This is a genomic window from Streptomyces tendae (assembly GCF_014650435.1).
Taxonomy (GTDB): domain Bacteria; phylum Actinomycetota; class Actinomycetes; order Streptomycetales; family Streptomycetaceae; genus Streptomyces; species Streptomyces tendae.
The window spans coordinates 687071-705975 of record NZ_BMUY01000001.1 but is presented as its reverse complement, the minus strand read 5'-3'; the positions used below and the strand labels follow the sequence as shown (position 1 = coordinate 705975).

Below are 18905 nucleotides of genomic sequence, written 5' to 3'. Positions count from 1 at the left end.
GTCGCCGGTTTCCGCTCAGCCCAGCCGGGGCTGAATCTTCTCGATGAACACCTGCTGCCGCTGGTCGCCCGTCAGGTGGCAGGCGGCGGCGCGGCCGTTCGGGAGCGTCGGACGCTCACCCGAGCAGCGCTCGCCGGAGACCAGGTCGGTGAAGCCGCACCGCGGGTGGAACGCGCACCCGGAGGGCGGGTTCATCAGCGAGGGCGGCGATCCCGGGATGGGCATCAGCGGCTCGTCGACGTCGGAGGTGAGGTTCGGCATCGAGCTCAGCAGACCCCAGGTGTACGGGTGCTGCGGGGACTTGAGCACCTCGCGCACCGTGCCGCGCTCGACGGCCCGGCCCGCGTACATGACCATGATGTCGTCGGCCATGTTGCCGACCACGCCCAGGTCGTGGGTGATCATGATGATCGCGGAGCCGAACTCCTGCTGCAGGTCCTTGAGCAGGTCGAGGATCTGCGCCTGGACGGTCACGTCGAGCGCCGTGGTGGGCTCGTCCGCGATGAGCAGGTCGGGGTTGCAGGACAGGGCCATGGCGATCATGGCGCGCTGGCGCATACCGCCGGAGAACTGGTGCGGGTAGTCGTCGACCCGCTTGTGCGGGTGCGGGATGCCCACCTTCTGCAGCAGGTCGATGGCGCGCACCCGGGCGTCCTTCTTGGACGCGCCGTTGTGCTTCATGAACGGCTCCGCGATCTGCCGGCCGACCGTGTAGTACGGCGACAGCGCGGTCAGCGCGTCCTGGAAGATCATCGCCATCTTCTTGCCGCGCAGCTTCTCCAGCTGCTTCTCACTGGCGTCGGTCAGCTCCTGGCCGTCCAGCGTGATCGATCCGTCGATGGCGGTCTTGCGGCGGTCGTGCAGGCCGAGGACGGCCAGGTTGGTCACCGACTTGCCGGAGCCGGACTCGCCGACGATGCCGAGGGTCTTGCCCCGCTCCAGGTCGAAGGAGAGACCGTCCACCGCCTTGACGACGCCGCCCTCGGTGGAGAAGTGGACCTTGAGGTCGCGCACCGAGAGAAACGAGTCCCCCGCGGCGGCGGCCGGGGCCTCTTCGGGCTTGGTCTGAGTGGTCACGGTGGTTCTCCTAGGACAGGCGCACGCGCGGGTCGATGACTGCGTACATGGCGTCCACGATCAGGTTGAAGACGATGATGAGCGCGGCGCTGACCAGCATGACGCCCATCAGCATCGGCAGGTCCTTGTTGGTGACGGAGTCCAGCGCGAGCCGGCCGATCCCGGCCAGGCCGAACGTCAGCTCGGTCACCATGCCACCGCCCATCAGTGAGGACAGGTCGATGCCGAGGATGGTGACGATGGGGACCAGGGAGCCGCGCCACGCGTAGCGGAAGAAGGTGTAGTTGCCCGACATGCCCTTGGCGCGGGCCGCCTTCACGTGTTCTTCCTGCAACTGCTCGATCATCGACGAGCGGCTCATACGTGTGTAGTTGGCGGTGAAGATGGTGGCCATGACGACCCAGGGGATCAACAGGCCCGCGAACCAGCCCGCGACGTCCTCGGAGAACGGCACGTACTTCGGCTTCTCCAGCCAGCCGGTGCTGTACACGAAGAGGAGCAGCACGAGCGGGCCGAGGAAGTAGATCTGGAGGGAGCTGACGACCAGGGAGCCGGAGCTGAACACCTTGTCCACCCAGGTGCCGCGCTTCTTGGCGGCCACCATGCCGGCGCCCAGGCCGAGGACGAGGAAGACCACGAGGCTGCCGACGGTCAGCGAGAGGGTCAGCGGGAAGCGGTCGAGGATCGTGTCCCAGACGTTCTGGTTGTTGGCGAAGGAGACGCCGAAGCAGGGAGCGTCGCAGTGGCCCACCGCGAAGTCGCGACCGGTGAAGATGCCCGCCAGGAAGTGCCAGTACTGGACGGTGACCGGCTGGTCGAGGCCCAGGTTCTTGTGGATGATCTCCAGCGCGTCCGGAGTGCAGTTCTTGCCACAGGCCAGCAGGGCCGGGTCCTGCGGGATCGCGAAGAACATGAAGAAGGTGAAGGCACTGATCAACACCAGGATCAGCACCGCGCCGAAGGACCGGCGAATGAGGAATTGAAGCATGGCAGACAGCTGCTCTCAGGACTGCGGCAGTCGGATGGGAGGTCTGGAGGGGATCCGGGTCCGGTGGCGGGCGCTCCGCCGCGCGCCCACCACCGGATTCCCGACCGTGCGGACTACTTCTTGAGGAAGATCCGGGTCACGTCCACGTAGCTCGAGTCAGAGCTGTAGCGGATGCCGCCGATGTTCGAACCGAAGATCTGGAAGACCTTGGTGTAGTAGATCGGGGCGGCCGGGTTGACTTCCTTGGAGATGTACTCGTTCAGCTCGGCCCACGCCTTGGTGGCCTCGGCCGTGTCGGTGATCTGCTGGATGCGCTTGATCTCCGAGTTGACGTGGTCGTCGTTGATGTGCGAGTAGTTCGACGCGCCGTCCTGGATCTGCGTGCCGTCGTACACCGGCGGGATGACCGTGGACGCGGACGGCCAGTCCTGGCCCCAGCCGGTCATGTACAGGTCGTAGCCGTTCTTGACCTTGCCGACCTGCTCGTACCAGGTGGCGGAGTCGATCTCCTTCTTCTGGATGTCCAGACCGATCTTCTCCAGGGCGTCGGCGATCAGGACGGCCTGCTGCTGACGGGTCGGCGTGTTGCCGTAGGCGTAGACGAGGCTCTTGCCCTCGAAGCCGCCTTCCTTGATCAGCTTCTTGGCGGCCTCGATGTCGCCGTTCGGCTTCTTGGCGCGGTTGAACGGGTCGAACGACTCGTCGTATCCCGGGGTGGTGGGCGACATCAGCGAGTTGGCGACCTCACCACCGTAGGCACCGCCGTCGGCCTTGAAGACGGCGGAGGAGGGCAGGGCCAGGGTGATCGCGTCACGGAGCTTCTTGTCCTTGACGCGGTCCAGGTTGAAGTTGAGCTGCCACACGTACGGGGCGTAGCCCTGGATCGTGCGGTTCTTCATCGCGTCCTTGTCGCCGACGACCTTCTGCAGCTGCGTCGTGGCGACCTGGCCGGTGAACATCATGGCGTTCTTGGCGGCGCCCTGGTCGGCGAGGAGGGTCTTGGTCTGGTCCTCGTCGTCGTGGTTCATCTCGATGTTGAAACCGTCGACGTACTGGTGGCGCACCGAGTCGGACTTGGGGTCCCACTGGGTGTTCTTGACCAGCTTCATGGACTTGCCCGGCTTGAAGTCGGCGATCTTGTACGGACCGACGGCGACGGGGGCGGAGTCGTACTTCTCCTTGGTGTCCGTCTCCTCCGGGACGACGCTGTAACCGGGCATGGTCAGCATCTGCGGGAGGTCGGGGCGGGCGACCTTGAAGTGGAAGACGATCGTCTTGTCGTCCGGCGTCTCCAGGACGTTGTCGGGCAGGTGCTTGCCCTTGTCCGGACCCGCGTAGGCGTCGCGGTAGGTGGTGCCGTCGCCGGACAGCCACTGCTGGAGGTAGGTCGGACCGTCGGTGATGTAGTTCGCGTACAGGCGCTCGACCGTGTGGCGGATGTCCGCCGAGTTGATCGGGTTGCCGTTGGCGTCCTTCAGGTTGTCCTTGAGGGTGTACGTCCAGGTCTTGCCGCCGTCGGACGCCTTGCCCGCGTCGGTGGCGAGGTCGCCCACCACGGTCAGGTTGCCGTTCTCGTCCTCGTCGTACTGGGTCAGGCCGCGGAAGATGAGGCGGCTGAGCAGCTTGCCGTCGGAGACGTAGATCTGGCCCGGGTCCAGGTGCGAGAAGTCCGCCTCCTGGTAGACGGTCGCGACACCGCCCGGCTTGGCACCCGGAACCTCGGCGGCCGGGCCGGTGGACGCCTGCGCGTCGCCGATCTGGACCGGCTTCGACTGCGACTTGGCGTCTTCCTTCTTCTTGCTGTTGTCCTTGGCGGAGCTGTCGCTGTCGCCACCACCGCAGGCGGTGAGGGTCAGGGCGCCGGCTGCGACCGCGACTATGGCGGCCGTGGCGGTGCGGTTACGGAGAATGCTCATGAGGACGAATCCACCTGCCTGTGAGTAGTGAGCACTGCTGGTACGTGGCCGGGGCCGGGCTGAGCGGCGCCGAACCGGCCGGGCGAGGATGTGGGGGGCTCCCCAGGTCCTCAGCGGTTTCCCTTGGGGTCGAAGGCGTCCCGGACCGAGTCACCGAGGAGGTTGAAGGCCACGATGAAGATCACCATGGCTACACCGGGGAAGAGCATGTAGTACGGGTCCTGCTCGATGATGTTGGCCCCGATGGCGAACATCCGCCCCCAGTCCGGCGTGGGCTCGACGTATCCCACGCCCACGAAGGACAGGAACGCGATGCTGAGGATGGTGCTCGGCAGCGTCAGCGTCGCCTGTACCAGCGTCGGAGTGACGATGTTGGGCAGCAGTTCCTTGCGGAGGATGCGCCAGGGCGAGGCTCCGGAGATGCGCGCCGCCTCGATGAACTCCCGGTCCCGGAGCGACATGGTGGCACCGCGGACGATGCGGGCCATGCTCATCCAGCCCAGGAAGGACAGCACGATGATGATCGCGGCGGCGCGCACATACGTGGGCGTCTCCTTGTCCGGAGCGACGAACACCGTGGTGATGACGGGCATCGCGGCGACGAAGAAGAGCTGGCTGGGCAGGGCCATGAAGAAGTCGGTGATCCGGCCGAGCCAGTAGTCGATCTTCCCGCCGAAGTAGCCGCCGGCCAGGCCGATCAGGACGCCCAGGACCGTCATGATGATGGTCGCCGCCAGCGCGGTGGCCATCGAGTTGCGCATGCCGTACAGCAGCTGGGTGAACACGTCGCGGCCCAGGCCCGGTTCGATGCCGAACCAGAAGTCGCCGTCGATGCCGCCGAAGGGCGCGGCGGGCATGGTGAACATGTCCAGGAGGTCGGGGTTGTCCTGCCCGTACAGCGTGTACGGGTCCTTGCCGTAGACCTTCGAGATCAGCGGCGCCGCCGCCGCGATCACGAAGAAGAACAGGACGACGCAGGCAGAGATCACACCGGCCCGGTCGCGCTTGAAGCGCGCCCACATCAACTGGCCGGGCTTGCGCCCTTCCGGCTCCTTGGGCTTCGGGGCGTCGCCCTGCGGCGCGCTCTCTTTGTCCAAGACGGAAGAGGCTTCAGCACCCTCAATCTCGATTGGACTCGTCATGATTCGTCCATTTCACAGGTAGGAGGTCGTCGGGAGTGCACACGGCCGACGGCCTTCGCACGGCGTACGTCTGGGCGCAGCGCACGAGGGGGAACAACGACGGAGGGGCGACACCGCCCCCGGAGAACCCTGGCTCACGGTCGGCGGCTACCGACCGACGGCGCACGACGTCAAGGAAGTTCGCGACGCCGGGCCGCTGCCGCATCAACCGAGACGGCACTGAACGCACCCGCGGGGCCTACACCTGCCATCGGGGACGACACGACCCATATGGCGCTTGTGGCACCTCGCATGGGTTCCTCCTCATGAATCCGCTGGTTCACCGCAAAGAGGAGCGCGCGCCACATTCCGGCCATCGGCCGGTGATGAGATCGCGGCGCACCCTCACGCTCGCGAGCCTGCGCCCCGTCAGCGCGTGACCCGTTTATCCGAGCTCTACGCGCCTAACTATCTGCCATCCTCCGGGGAACGAACCACAGGTTCGAGGTCTCGGTTCGATCACAGATAGGGGCCAGATCTTTCAAAATCCGGACAAAGGGTTTGGTACGAGATCGCTGCGAAACGGACTTGTTACACATCTAACGGTGGTGACTGTCCGTATAACGGACGTCCGCGCGACAGAAATTGATTGCGCGTAACGTGCGGGGGGTGCAAGCTGACCCGCAGGTATGTCCCGCGCCCGGCACGTCCGTCGGCGCCCGCACTCCGGACTGAGTGCTTCCGCGCAGGTTAGTGCGGCGCTGCCCGCCCTGCGCCGCCCCGCGGGGAAATCGAGGGTTTTCCCTACCCCCGCATCCCGCCTGCTGCCTCCCGCCTCCTGCCCTGCCTCCCGCCTGCGTCGGCATCACGCCAAACGGCACCGGACCCCACGTGAGCCGTGGTGTCCGGTGCCGTCGGTCGTGCGGTGGGGTCAGCCGTGCTTGGCGCGGCTGGCGGCGCGGGCGCGCTCGCGTGCGTCCAGGTTCACCTTGCGGATGCGGACCGCCTCCGGGGTCACCTCGACGCACTCGTCGTCGCGGCAGAACTCCAGGGACTGCTCCAGGGACAGCTTGCGCGGCGGGACGATCGCCTCGAAGGAGTCGGCCGAGGACGACCGCATGTTGGTGAGCTTCTTCTCCTTGGTGATGTTCACGTCCATGTCGTCGGCGCGGGAGTTCTCGCCGACGATCATGCCCTCGTACACCTCGGTGCCGGGGTCCGTGAAGAGCACACCGCGCTCCTGGAGGTTGGTCATCGCGAACGCGGTGACGGCACCCGAGCGGTCGGCGACCAGAGAACCGTTGTTACGGGTCGTGAGGGTGCCGAACCAGGGCTCGTGGCCCTCGTGGATGGAGTGCGCGATGCCGGTGCCCCGGGTCTGGGTGAGGAACTCCGTCCGGAATCCGATCAGGCCGCGGGAGGGGACCACGAACTCCATGCGGACCCAGCCCGAGCCGTGGTTGGACATGTTGTCCATCCGGCCCTTGCGCACGCCCATGAGCTGCGTGACCGCGCCCATGTGCTCCTCGGGCACGTCGATCGTCATCCGCTCGACGGGCTCGTACGTCTTGCCCTCGACCTCCTTGGTGACGACCTGCGGCTTGCCGATGGTCAGCTCGAAGCCCTCGCGGCGCATCTGCTCGACCAGGATGGCCAGCGCCAGCTCGCCGCGGCCCTGCACCTCCCAGGCGTCCGGGCGCCCGGTGTCCAGGACGCGGAGCGAGACGTTGCCGATCAGCTCGCGGTCCAGGCGGTCCTTGACCTGGCGGGCCGTGACCTTGCGGTCCTTGACGACCGCCTTGTTGTCGGCGCCCTTGCCGGTGGCGCCACGGCCGACCAGCGGGGAGGTGTTGGTGCCGATGGTCATGGAGATCGCGGGCTCGTCCACCGTGATCAGCGGCAGCGGGACCGGGTTCTCCACGTCGGCCAGGGTCTCGCCGATCATGATGTCCGGGATGCCGGCGACCGCGCAGATGTCACCGGGGCCGGCCTTCTCGGCGGGCTTGCGGGTGAGCGCCTCGGTCATCATCAGCTCGGAGATCCGCACGTTCTGCACGGAGCCGTCGCGCTTCATCCAGGCGACGGTCTGGCCCTTCTTCAGCTCGCCCTGGTGGACGCGCAGCAGCGCGATGCGGCCGAGGAAGTTGTCGGCGTCCAGGTTGGTGACGTGGGCCTGGAGCGGGGCGTCCTCGTCGTAGGTCGGCGCCGGGATGTGGTCCAGGATCGTCGAGAAGAACGGCTCCAGGCTGGTGGAGTCGGAGGGGACCGTGCCGTCCTCGGGCTTGGTGAGGGAGGCGACGCCGTCCCGGCCGCAGGCGTAGACGATCGGGAACTCGATCTGCTCCTCGTCGGCGTCCAGGTCGAGGAAGAGGTCGTAGGTCTCGTTGACGACCTCGTCGATGCGGGCGTCCGGCCGGTCCGTCTTGTTGATGCACAGGATGATCGGCAGTCGCTGGCTGAGCGCCTTGCGCAGCACGAACCGGGTCTGCGGCAGCGGGCCCTCGGAGGCGTCCACGAGCAGCACGACACCGTCGACCATCGACAGACCGCGCTCGACCTCGCCGCCGAAGTCGGCGTGGCCGGGGGTGTCGATGATGTTGATGGTGATGACGTCGCCGCCAGCCTTCGGGTGGTACTTCACCGCCGTGTTCTTGGCGAGGATCGTGATGCCCTTCTCACGCTCCAGGTCGTTCGAGTCCATCATGCGGTCGTCGACGCCTTCGAGCTGGTGCGCGGCGAAGGCGCCGGCCTGCTTCAGCATTCCGTCGACGATGGTGGTCTTGCCGTGGTCGACGTGGGCGACGATGGCGACGTTGCGGATGTCGTGACGCGTTGTAGACGCGGCCATAAGTGGCTTACTCCCGGAGGGTGTGAGGACGGCCGTCGCGGACGTCCGTGTCACGCGGGCCTGCCGGGCGGTACATGCCACGGCCTCACCCAATGGTACGGGGCCCCGAGGGCTGCGGCTTGCCGGGAGGGTTCAGGACGAGGGCGAGGAGGAGGCCGGGGCGGAGGGCCGGGAACCCTGGGCGCCCTTCTTGAGGAAGCCCATGTCCTCGTAGACCGGCGTCTCGAAGCCGAAGGCTCCCGCGTTGGCGAGGTTCTCGCGGGCCGCGACCAGCTGGGGGCGCTGGTAGAGGGGGACGGAGCCGGCCGCCGCCCAGATCCGCGAGTCCGCCTTGCGCAGCAGGCCCCGGGCCTCCTTCTGGTCCAGGGTGGTCATGGCCCGGTCGAAGAGCTGGTCGACCTGGTCGGTGCCGACCCGGGTGTAGTTCTGCGCGACGTTCAGGGAGCCGTCGGCGGCCGGCACGGGCTTGGCGTAGATGGGGCGGGCGTCGGTGGCGGGGAAGGCGGAGGCGGGCCAGGAGTAGAGCGCCAGGTCGTACTCGCCGGCGGCGATGTGGTCCTTGAAGTAGCTCTCGTCCGGCACCTTGGTGACCTCGGTGCCGATGCCGATCTCCTTGAGCATGTCCGTGATGCGGTCGGCCACGGTGCGCAGGGTCTCGGAGCCGGGGCCCGAGGGGAGTACGAAGCGCAGAGTGAGCGCCTTGCCGTCCTTGGCGAGCGGGGCGGCCGCCGCGTCGGCCGGGGCCGCGGTGCCCTTGGGGGCGTAGGCGCCGGGCGCGCCGCCCTGCGCGGTGTTCTTGCCGCTGCTGTGCTTCTCGCCGCTCTCCCGGTCGGCTCCGTCCTTCGCGTCGTCGGCGCCGGCGGCATCGTCGGCGTGGTCGTCCCGATCGGCCTCGTTCTTGCCGTCCGTGTTCTTGTTGTCCTCGCCGACGATGTACGTGCCGTCGTCGTCGCCCTCGGACTTCTTCTCGTCCTTCCCGCCCTTCTCTTCCTTGTCCTTCTTGTCCTTCTCGGCGCCGGCCGCCTCCTCGCCGTCCTTCTTCTTCACCGGGCCCCCGGGGACCCATCCGGCGTCCGCGAGGAGCGCCCGGGCCTCCTTGGCGTTCTGCTCGCCGAGGGCGCCGCTGCCGTCGGCGTAGGCGGGCTGGCCGGACAGCGCGAGGTGGCTGCCCACGGGCTCGGCGGGCAGGCCGAGCGGCTTCAGTACCGCCTCGGCCAGCTTCTCGCGGTCCAGGGCGCGGGCCACGGCCCTGCGGACGCGCTCGTCGGCGAGGGGGCCGTCGGCGCCGTTGAGGGCGAGCTGGGTGTAGGCGGGCTCCAGCGACTTGCGGACCTCGAAGCCGCTCAGGGCCTGCTGGCGGCGCCGGGCCTTCGCCTCGGCCTCGCGCCGCTTCTCGCGGGCGAGGACCTCCTCCTCGGCGGCCTCCTCGTCGGAGCCGTTGGCGATGGCCCAGGAGCGCAGCGCCTGTGCGGCGGACCTGCCCTGCGGGCCCGCGGCCGGGGTGCCCCCCGGTCCCATGAGCGGGGTGCCGGTGGCGGGGTTCCGGGGGCCGGCGGCCAGGCCGACCTCGTCGGCGGTCTCCGGGTCGATCTCGGCCAGGTCGAGCTCGCCGGCGACCAGCTCGGAGACCCGCTCGTCGCGGGGGACGGCGCGCAGCACGATCTGGTCGAGCTTCGCCGGCTCGCCCCACCAGCGCGGGTTGCCGGTGAGGACGACCTGGTCGCCCTTGGTGTCCACCTTCTTGACGGCGAAGGGACCGGCGCTGACCTTGAGGGCCCGCCGCGCGCCGTCGTTGAAGGCGTCCGGGGTGCCCGTGACGTCCTTCGGGTACAGGGGCGTGAACAGCGCCTTCCAGTCGGCGTAGGGCCGGCTGAAGGTGACCTTGACCTCCAGGTCGTTCGCGCCGCGCTCGATCTTCTCGATGCGGTCGTAGCCCGCGTTGCGGGCGGTCCAGTAGGCGCTGTCCTTCCCGGACAGGGCGCGCCACTGGGCGGCGAAGTCCGCGGCGCCGATCTCCCGGCCGTCGCTCCAGACGGCCTGCTGGTTCAGCTTGTAGACGACGACCTGCTTGGGCTCGGTGTCGACGACCTCGGCCGACTCCAGGTAGTCGGGGTTGCGCACCGGGCTGCCGGCCTCGTCCATCCGGAACATCGAGGGCAGCACGGCCTGCGCGACGCGGGTCGTGGTGGCGTCGGCGTCGGACTGGAAGGCGTTCAGCGTGTCCGGCACGGAGTCCACGGCCCAGCGCAGGGTGCCGCCGTCGGAGACGGAGGCGCGGGCCGCGGCGGCGACGTCCTGTTCGGCGAGCGGCTTGCCCGACGGGTCCTCGGAGGTGCAGCCGGCCAGCGCGGGGACCGCGAGGACCCCCGCAGTGAGGAAGGCGACCGAGCGCATGACCGCGCGCGGTCCGACGCCGACGTGGGACATCTCTGCTACCTCCGGAAGGCCGCGTTCGCTGCGTTGTGCCGCATTTGCCGTATGTGCGGTATTCAAGTTGATCATTTGTATCCGGACGGGGATGCGGCCACTGAAGGGGAAACGGTTCCGCCACGCTGGGAGACACGGCGACGACGGTGCGTAACATCACCCGTGCGGCGCAATGCCACCCGCGGTGCACCGATACGCCCCGGCCAATCGCTGCACATCCCTTCCCAGCGACTGGTGTGACGCGCGACACTCTCAGGCGCATGAACGTAACCCCCCAGGACCGGCCGCCCGCCGCCGTGTCCGACGGAAGTGAGGTCACGTCTTGTCCGTGCACGACGATCTGTCATCGGCACAACGCAGCCTGGACGACCTGTCCCGGACGGTGACCCGGCTGGAACAGCAGTTGGGCAGCGGTGGTCTGGAGGTCCGCCGGGTCCGCGTCGACGCCGACCACCTGCGCGAGAGTGTCGCGCTGCTGCGGGCGGCGGTCGCCCCGCCGGACGCGCCCAGGCGCCCGGACCTCGTCCCGATCCCCGACACGCCGTACGACGGCTCACTGTGGACGGACTCGGACGACGAGGGTCTCGGCGCCCGCGACCGCCGCGCCCCCTAGGCCCGTCCCGGGGACTCGAGACAGGCCCTCAACCCGACCCGACCGACCGGAGTCGCCCGTGGCCACTGGCACCGAACCTCCAGCCACCGAAGACCGCCCCCCGGGCGGTGGCGTCCACACCCCGACGCGCGCCGCCATCCGCGCCCCGCACCTGCGCACCGACCGCTGGTGGCTGGCACCGGCCGCCACCGCCGCGGGCCTGCTGGCCTTCGTCGTCTACTCGACCTGGCGGGCGTTCGCGAACGCCGACTACTACGCGGCGCCGTACGTCTCGCCCTTCTACTCCCCCTGTCTGGCGGAGAACTGCGAGCCGATGCGCTCGGGGCCCAACTGGGAACTCTTCGGCACCTGGTGGGGCATCTCCCCCGCGATCATCATCCTGATCTTCCCGCTCGGTTTCCGCCTGACCTGCTACTACTACCGCAAGGCCTACTACCGGGGCTTCTGGGCGTCCCCGCCGGCCTGCGCGGTGGCCGAGCCGCACCAGAAGTACACCGGCGAGACCCGCTTCCCGCTGATCCTGCAGAACGTCCACCGGTACTTCTTCTACGCGGCCCTCCTGGTCGCGCTGATCCTCACCTACGACACCGTGCTCTCCTTCCGCGACGAGCACTACGCGTGGGGCCACATGGGGCTCGGCACCCTGGTGTTCCTGGCCAACATCGTGCTGATCTGGGCGTACACCCTCTCCTGCCACTCCTGCCGGCACATCGTCGGCGGCAAGCTCAAGCACTTCTCGCGGCATCCCGTGCGCTACCGGATGTGGCAGTTCGTGGGGAGGCTCAACGCCCGCCACATGCAGCTCGCCTGGGCGTCGCTGGTGAGCGTGGCGCTCGCCGACCTCTACGTGTATCTCGTCGCGTCCGGTGCCTTCGACGATCCGCGCTTCTTCTGATGAGTGAGGGCTTCTGATGTCCGTGGTCGACCGGCAGGAATGGGACGTCGTCGTGGTGGGCGCGGGCGGCGCCGGGCTGCGCGCCGCGATCGAGGCCCGCGAGCGCGGCGCCCGTACGGCCGTGATCTGCAAGTCGCTGTTCGGCAAGGCGCACACCGTGATGGCCGAGGGCGGCATCGCCGCCTCCATGGGCAACGTCAACTCCGGGGACAACTGGCAGGTCCACTTCCGCGACACCATGCGCGGCGGCAAGTTCCTCAACCAGTGGCGGATGGCCGAGCTGCACGCCCAGGAGGCGCCGCAGCGGGTGTGGGAGCTGGAGACGTGGGGCGCGCTGTTCGACCGCACCGCGGACGGCCGGATCTCGCAGCGCAACTTCGGCGGCCACGAGTACCCGCGCCTCGCCCATGTCGGCGACCGTACGGGCCTGGAGCTGATCCGCACCCTCCAGCAGAAGATCGTCTCGCTCCAGCAGGAGGACTTCCGCGAGACCGGGGACCACGAGTCCCGGCTGAAGGTCTTCCAGGAGTGCACGGTCACCCGCGTGCTCAAGGAGGGCCGCGGGGTCTCGGGCGTCTTCGGCTACGAGCGCGAGAGCGGCCGCTTCTTCGTGCTGGAGGCCCCCTCGGTGGTGATCGCCACCGGTGGCATCGGCAAGTCGTTCAAGGTGACGTCGAACTCGTGGGAGTACACGGGCGACGGGCACGCCCTGGCGCTGCTGGCCGGGGCGCCGCTGCTGAACATGGAGTTCGTGCAGTTCCACCCGACGGGCATGGTCTGGCCGCCCTCGGTGAAGGGCATCCTGGTCACCGAGTCGGTGCGCGGCGACGGCGGGGTGCTGCGGAACTCCGAGGGCAAGCGGTTCATGTTCGACTACGTCCCGGACGTCTTCAAGGAGAAGTACGCCGAGTCGGAGGCGGAGGGCGACCGCTGGTACGACGACCCGGACCACAACCGGCGCCCGCCCGAGCTCCTCCCCCGCGACGAGGTCGCCCGCGCGATCAACGCCGAGGTGAAGGAGGGCCGCGGTTCACCGCACGGCGGGGTCTTCCTCGACGTGTCCACCCGGATGCCCGCCGAGGTGATCCGGCGCCGGCTGCCCTCCATGTACCACCAGTTCAAGGAACTGGCGGACGTCGACATCACGGCGGAGGCGATGGAGGTCGGCCCCACCTGCCACTACGTGATGGGTGGCGTCGCCGTCGACTCCGACACCGCCGCCGCCCGCGGCGTACCGGGGCTGTTCGCGGCCGGTGAGGTGGCCGGCGGCATGCACGGCTCCAACCGGCTGGGCGGCAACTCGCTGTCCGACCTGCTGGTGTTCGGCCGCCGGGCCGGGAGGCACGCCGCCGAGTACGCGGAGGGACGGACCGACGAGGGCGCGCGCACCCGGGTCGACGACGCGCAGGTCGACGCCGCCGCCGCGGAGGCGCTGCGGCCGTTCTCCGCCGAGACGCACGAGCCCGACGCGGGGCCACCGGAGAACCCGTACACCCTGCACCAGGAACTCCAGCAGACCATGAACGACCTGGTGGGGATCATCCGCCGGGAGGCGGAGATGAAGCAGGCCCTGGAGAAGCTGGCGGAGCTGCGGGTGCGTGCCCGCCGGGCCGGCGTGGAGGGGCACCGGCAGTTCAACCCTGGCTGGCACCTCGCCCTGGACCTGCGCAACATGCTGCTGGTCAGCGAATGCGTGGCACGGGCCGCGCTGGAGCGCACCGAGTCACGCGGCGGGCACACCCGCGAGGACCATCCGTCGATGGACCGGCGCTGGCGCCCGGCCAACCTGCTCTGCTCGCTGGCCGACCCGACGGGCGAACGCGCGGAGGCGGACCCGGAGCGCGGCCGGATCGCCCTGGAGCGGCAGACCACCGAGCCGATCCGGCCCGACCTGCTCGCCCTCTTCGACAAGGAGGAACTGGTGAAGTACCTCGCCGACGAGGAACTGGAGGGCCTGTCCGAATGAGCGGTTACGAGGCCCGCTTCAAGGTGTGGCGCGGTGACGTGGAGGGCGGCGGCCTCAAGGACTTCACGGTCGAGGTCAACGAGGGCGAGGTGGTCCTCGACATCATCCACCGCCTCCAGGCCACCCAGGCCCCCGACCTCGCGGTGCGCTGGAACTGCAAGGCGGGCAAGTGCGGTTCGTGCTCGGCGGAGATCAACGGGCGGCCCCGGCTGCTGTGCATGACCCGCATGTCCGTGTTCACCCGCGAGGAGACGATCACCGTCACCCCGCTGCGCGCCTTCCCGGTGATCCGGGACCTGGTGACCGACGTCGGCTTCAACTACACCAAGGCCCGCGAGGTCCCGGCCTTCGTGCCGCCCGCCGACCTCGGGCCGGGCGAGTACCGGATGATGCAGGAGGACGTGGACCGCTCGCAGGAGTTCCGCAAGTGCATCGAGTGCTTCCTGTGCCAGGACACCTGCCACGTCGTGCGGGACCACGAGGAGAACAAGCCCGCCTTCGCGGGCCCGCGCTTCCTCATGCGCGTCGCCGAACTGGACATGCACCCGCTGGACGCCGCCGGCGACACGGGCCTGGACCGCTCGCGCACGGCCCAGGACGACCACGGCCTCGGCTACTGCAACATCACCAAGTGCTGCACGGAGGTGTGCCCGGAAGGCATCCGGATCACGGACAACGCGCTGATCCCGCTGAAGGAGCGGGCCGTGGACCGCAAGTACGACCCGCTGGTCTGGCTGGGGTCGAAGATCGGACGCCGGTCCCGGGACGGGTCCTAGCGGACCCAGCCGTCGCGGTACGACTCCCAGTCCTCGTCCGTCGCCGCGAAGTCGATGTACGCGGCGACGCCGAACCTCTCGCGGTCGGCGTCCGTGCGGGACAGGCCGAGGCGGACACCGCGGACGGCGGCGGCGACGGTCTCCGCGTGGTTCCAGTGGCCGAAGCGGTTCTCGTGGTAGAAGGGCAGGCCCATCAGGAGGTGCGTCGTCGGCGGGGTGGCCTCCAGGGCCAGCGAGGTCTGCTGGGCGACGTAGCCGCCGTACAGGCTCTCCAGCGGCTGCATGGTGTCGTACGACATGACGGCGATCTGGTCGACGCGGCGGGCGACCTGGCCGAAGAACGCCTGCGACCACCACTTGGGGTGTCCGGCGACCGTGCCCCAGAAGGAGTGGAAGCCGGGCAGCGGGTCGATCTGGTGGGCGGCGACGGAGAGTTGCGCGTCCCGGGCGCGGGTGACGGCGTGGACGTCGTCGAGGAGGGAGAGGTAGTTCCGGTCGCCCGAGTGCAGCGGCTCCAGGTCGAGGTGGACGCCGTCGTAGCCCACGTCCAGGACCTGTCGGGCCGAGTCGACGACGGCGGCGCGGGTGGCGGCCTTCTCCAGGCGCATGCCGTCGGGGCTCTCGGTGGCGAGGACGTCGCCGAGGAATGCCTGGACGCGGACGCCGGGCATCTCGCGGTGCACGGCGTCGACCAGCCAGCGGGCCCTGGGGTAGAGGGACTTCGGCAGGGTGCCGTCGTGTTCCATCGGGCCGGTGTGGACGTACAGGTCGCGGATGCCGGTCGCCTTGACGCGGCGGGCGAAGGCGGCGAGGTCCGCGTCGTCCTTACGGCCGTCGACCCACGCGTGGCCGAGCCAGATCGCGTCGCGGTTCCTGGTGTAGGTGCCGTCGGCGGGGTCGCCCATGTAGTTGATGCGGAGCGCTGTCTCGGCGATGAGGAGGGGGACGAGCAGGACCAGGAGGACGGCGAGGGCGATGCGGCGGGTGCGGCGGAGCCGCTTTCGCTTCTTCGGCACCGGTGAGGGCTGAGCGCCGTCGGCGGCTTTCGGTTCGGTGCTGCTCGGTTCGGTGCTGCTCGGTTCGGTGCTGCTCGGTTCCGTGCTTCTCGGTTCCGTGTCCTCCACGGTGTCCCCTCCCTGTGGCCCGGCTCCGGTCGCGGTGGCCGGGTGCCGTGCATACGCTCCGAGCGTGGTGCCAGCGGGGACGACTCGAACCGGTGTTCCGGTTGCGGTCAGGGGTGCGCGACGATGATCTCCGTCGATCTGGTGCCGCCCCTGGTCACGGCCGGGGCGGCCCTGGTGCTGGCCGGGTACGGGCATGTGCGCCGCACCCGGCGGACCCGGACACGTACGACTCCGGGCCGGGTCAGAACAGGCTCAGCAGGGCCTCCGCGGGGTCGGTGAGCTGGGTGTCGGCACCCGGCAGGGGCAGTTCGAACCAGACCGTCTTGCCGCGCGGCGTACGGCGTGAGCCCCAGGCAGCGCTGAGCAGCCCGACCAGTTGCAGGCCACGGCCGCCCTCGTCGGTGTCGCGGGCCCGGCGCCGGCGCGGCTGGACCAGGCCGGAGTCCCAGACCTCGCAGACCAGGGTGCGGTCGAGGAGGAGGCGGAGTCTGATCTCGCCCTCGCCGTAGCGGAGCGCGTTGGTGACCAGCTCGCTGACGAGCAGTTCCGTGGTGTCGACCAGCGGCTCCATGTCCCAGGCGAGCAGCTGGGCACGGGCGTACTCGCGGGCCCGGCCGACGCTGCGCGGCTCGCGCGGCAGGGTCCAGTCGCCGACCGAGTCGCTGGGCAGGCCCTGGACGCGGGCCATCAGCAGCGCGATGTCGTCCTCGCCGTGGTGGCTGTCGAGGGTGTTGAGGACCTGGTCGCAGACGTCCTCCAGGGGCTGTGCGGGGTCGGTGAGGGCGCCCACGAATGCCTGGAGGCCCTCGTCGAGGGGGTGGTCGCGGCTCTCGACGAGGCCGTCGGTGTAGAGGGCGAGCAGGGCGCCCTCGGGCAGTTCGACCTCCACCTCCTCGAAGGGCTCCCCGCCGACGCCGAGCGGCAGGCCGGGCGGCACGTCCAGCATCAGCGCGGACTCGCCGGGCTCGACCAGCACGGGCGGGAGGTGGCCCGCGTTGGCGAAGGTGCAGCGCCGGGTCACCGAGTCGTAGACGGCGTACACGCAGGTCGCCAGGTAGACCTCGGAGAGGTCGGCCTCGCGGGGGCGGCGGGCGGCGCGGGTCGCCTGCTGGACGCCTCCCGGCGTTCCGAGGCCGCGGGCGATCTCGTCCAGGTGGCCGAGCACCTCGGCCGGTTCGAGGTCGAGCTGGGCCAGGGTGCGTACGGCGGTGCGCAGTTCGCCCATGGCGACGGCGGCGCGCAGGCCGCGGCCCATGACGTCGCCGACGACCAGCGCGGTGCGGTGCCCGGGGAGCTCGATGACGTCGAACCAGTCGCCGCCGACCTCGCTGGCCCGTCCGGTGGCCGCCTCGCCCGGCAGGTAGCGGCAGGCGATGTCGAGGCCGGACGCCTCGGGGTCGCCGGGTGGGAGCAGGGAGCGCTGCAGTATCAGCGCGCGTTCGTGTTCGCGCCGGTAGAGGCGGGCGTTGTCGATGCAGACGGCGGCGCGCGCGGCCAGTTCCACGGCGAGTTCGCGGTCGCGGTCGCCGAACGGCTCGCTGCCCTTGGTACGGGCGAACTGGACGAGTCCGACGACCGTGTCGTGGGCGACCATCGGCACGGCGAGCGTGGACTGCACGAGGCCGCCGTCCTCGGCGGGGACGGTGCGCGGCCGGGCGGTGCGCAGGGCGTCCGCGCAGGGTGAGTTGAACGGGTAGTGGTGGACGGCACCGAGCTTGACCCGCTCGCCGGTGCCGAGGAACGGGGCGTCGGACACGGCGCTGGAGAAGGCGACGCGGCGCAGTTCCGCGCTGCCGTCGGCGAGGCCCGGCGGGGTCTGGTCGCCGACCAGCAGGCCCTGGTAGAGGTCGACGGTGGCCAGGTCGCAGAAGCCGGGGACGACGACGTCGAGGAGTTCGCGGGCGGTGGTCTCCAGGTCGAGGGAGTTGCCGATGCGGGCGCCGGCCTCGTTGAGGAGGGCGAGGTTGCGCCGGGCGTTGGCGGCCTCACGGGCGGCCTGGCGGCGGGCGGTGATGTCGGTGCCGAGCCAGGCGACGCCGATGGGCCGGCCGGAACCGCTGTGCACGCGGTAGAGGTTGACCGACCAGTGGCGGCGTTCCTCCGAGCCCGGCACGAACCCGGTGACGTGCATGTCCGTGATGGAGTCGCCGGTCTCGAGCACCCGGCGCAGGGTGGCGGAGACCCGGTCGGCCTCGGCGCGCGGCAGGTAGTCGTGGACGCCCTTGCCGCGGTGGTCGTCGGGGGTGCCGCCGAAGATGGAGGCGAACCGCTGGTTGGCGCGGCGCACCCGCAGGTCGGGGTCGATCAGCAGGAAGCCGAACGGAGACTGGCCGAATATGGCCTGCGACGCGGCGAGATCGGTCTCGATGCTGCGCAGGACGCGGACGTCGACGACGATGCAGACGGCGGCCTTCTGCCCGTCCTCCGTGCGCGTCGGCATGACGTACACCTCGGCCAGCCCGCGGTGTCCGCGCCGCTCTCCCGGCTGCCGGCCGGTGCCCGGCCGGCCGGTCCCGTCGGCCTCGTCCGGTGTCCGGAAGGGGACCACGCCGGTCCACTCCCGCCCGTCGAGGATCTCGGTCATCTTGCGCTGGCCGCGCTCGCGCAGGTCGGGGTCGATGAACGCCTCGATGGGGTCGGTGCCCACCGCGTCCTCGGCCCGGATGCCGAGCAGTTGCTCCGCGCGCAGGCTCCACTGGTCGACGAGCCCGTCGGGGCCGATGGAGAAGGAGGCGACCTTGATGTAGTCGTAGATGGAGCCGGGCGGGCTGCTCTGCCACACCGCGTCACCGAATGGCGCGTCTGCCGACGGGCCCTCGGACTCCGTGGACTCCGTGGGCTCCTTGGCCCTCGCTGGTATCTCGCTCACGCGAACCGTCCCCTCCAGCTCACCGCATCCGGCACCGGTCACCGGAGGCGGCTGCCCGCAGTATCCAGCACTACGGCGCCGCACGACACGGTGTTCACGATCACAGCACGGTCCCGATGGTTTTCGGTCCGGACCGCGACAACACTTCCAGTCTTCTAACCAGCGGACACGGCATCGAATCACGCAGTTCCACAACTGCCACTGGCCTGAACCGGTTGACGGCCGGGACCAGGGACGATGTCGGGACATTCCGGATGTCCGACCGGTACGACGGCAACGGTGCGT

General features: G+C 69.7%; 12 protein-coding genes. 4 read left to right on the top strand and 8 right to left on the bottom strand.

The window, feature by feature from the left end:
* Positions 1 to 15: 15 nt before the first annotated feature.
* From IE258_RS03270 to IE258_RS03245, 6 genes are all read right to left on the bottom strand, one after another.
* Positions 16 to 1077: an ABC transporter ATP-binding protein gene (locus IE258_RS03270; protein ID WP_127892959.1), complete on the bottom strand. Its 1062-nt coding sequence runs from the start codon at positions 1075 to 1077 to the stop codon at positions 16 to 18.
* Between the two features lie 10 nt (positions 1078 to 1087).
* The gene (locus tag IE258_RS03265) at positions 1088 to 2065 is read right to left on the bottom strand and encodes an ABC transporter permease (RefSeq protein ID WP_159324190.1); all 978 of its coding nucleotides are present in this window, start codon (positions 2063 to 2065) and stop codon (positions 1088 to 1090) included.
* A 113-nt stretch (positions 2066 to 2178) separates the two neighbouring features.
* Positions 2179 to 3981 (bottom strand): ABC transporter substrate-binding protein, encoded by a 1803-nt coding sequence (locus tag IE258_RS03260; protein WP_189738659.1) that lies wholly within the window; start codon positions 3979 to 3981, stop codon positions 2179 to 2181.
* Between the two features lie 110 nt (positions 3982 to 4091).
* Positions 4092 to 5123, bottom strand: a complete 1032-nt coding sequence (locus IE258_RS03255) for an ABC transporter permease (protein WP_159324188.1) — start codon at positions 5121 to 5123, stop codon at positions 4092 to 4094.
* 910 nt (positions 5124 to 6033) lie between these two features.
* A complete protein-coding gene (gene typA, locus IE258_RS03250; RefSeq protein WP_189738656.1) occupies positions 6034 to 7950 on the bottom strand; it encodes a translational GTPase TypA in 1917 nt (638 codons plus the stop codon).
* 132 nt (positions 7951 to 8082) lie between these two features.
* Positions 8083 to 10377: an ABC transporter family substrate-binding protein gene (locus IE258_RS03245; RefSeq protein WP_189738653.1), complete on the bottom strand. Its 2295-nt coding sequence runs from the start codon at positions 10375 to 10377 to the stop codon at positions 8083 to 8085.
* Positions 10378 to 10699: 322 nt separating this feature from the next.
* Between IE258_RS03245 and IE258_RS03240 the strand changes: the two genes are divergently transcribed.
* Genes IE258_RS03240 through IE258_RS03225 form a run of 4 tightly spaced genes read left to right on the top strand, consistent with a single transcriptional unit; the run spans position 10700 to position 14627 of the window.
* The gene (locus tag IE258_RS03240) at positions 10700 to 10990 is read left to right on the top strand and encodes an Rv0250c family protein (protein WP_189738650.1); all 291 of its coding nucleotides are present in this window, start codon (positions 10700 to 10702) and stop codon (positions 10988 to 10990) included.
* A gap of 58 nt (positions 10991 to 11048) precedes the next feature.
* Positions 11049 to 11885, top strand: a complete 837-nt coding sequence (gene sdhC, locus IE258_RS03235; protein WP_189738647.1) for a succinate dehydrogenase subunit SdhC — start codon at positions 11049 to 11051, stop codon at positions 11883 to 11885.
* 16 nt (positions 11886 to 11901) lie between these two features.
* Entirely contained in the window at positions 11902 to 13851 is a 1950-nt protein-coding gene (locus tag IE258_RS03230; RefSeq protein ID WP_189738644.1) for a fumarate reductase/succinate dehydrogenase flavoprotein subunit, read from the top strand.
* Positions 13848 to 14627: a succinate dehydrogenase/fumarate reductase iron-sulfur subunit gene (locus tag IE258_RS03225; protein ID WP_189738641.1), complete on the top strand. Its 780-nt coding sequence runs from the start codon at positions 13848 to 13850 to the stop codon at positions 14625 to 14627. The genes IE258_RS03230 and IE258_RS03225 overlap by 4 nt, the downstream gene beginning before the upstream one ends.
* Here the strand turns inward: IE258_RS03225 and IE258_RS03220 are convergent.
* Positions 14624 to 15751: a glycoside hydrolase family 18 protein gene (locus IE258_RS03220; RefSeq protein WP_189738638.1), complete on the bottom strand. Its 1128-nt coding sequence runs from the start codon at positions 15749 to 15751 to the stop codon at positions 14624 to 14626. The genes IE258_RS03225 and IE258_RS03220 overlap by 4 nt on opposite strands.
* A 241-nt stretch (positions 15752 to 15992) precedes the next feature.
* Positions 15993 to 18620, bottom strand: coding sequence for a SpoIIE family protein phosphatase (locus tag IE258_RS03215; RefSeq protein WP_189738635.1), 2628 nt, complete (start codon positions 18618 to 18620; stop codon positions 15993 to 15995).
* Between the last annotated feature and the right edge of the window lie 285 nt (positions 18621 to 18905).

Coding starts and splice junctions, on each gene's coding strand:
- IE258_RS03265 (WP_159324190.1), bottom strand. CDS start 2,065: ATGCTTCAATTCCTCATTCGCCGGTCCTTCGGCGCGGTGCTGATCCTG.
- IE258_RS03260 (WP_189738659.1), bottom strand. CDS start 3,981: ATGAGCATTCTCCGTAACCGCACCGCCACGGCCGCCATAGTCGCGGTC.
- IE258_RS03255 (WP_159324188.1), bottom strand. CDS start 5,123: ATGACGAGTCCAATCGAGATTGAGGGTGCTGAAGCCTCTTCCGTCTTG.
- typA (WP_189738656.1), bottom strand. CDS start 7,950: ATGGCCGCGTCTACAACGCGTCACGACATCCGCAACGTCGCCATCGTC.
- IE258_RS03245 (WP_189738653.1), bottom strand. CDS start 10,377: ATGTCCCACGTCGGCGTCGGACCGCGCGCGGTCATGCGCTCGGTCGCC.
- IE258_RS03230 (WP_189738644.1), top strand. CDS start 11,902: ATGTCCGTGGTCGACCGGCAGGAATGGGACGTCGTCGTGGTGGGCGCG.
- IE258_RS03225 (WP_189738641.1), top strand. CDS start 13,848: ATGAGCGGTTACGAGGCCCGCTTCAAGGTGTGGCGCGGTGACGTGGAG.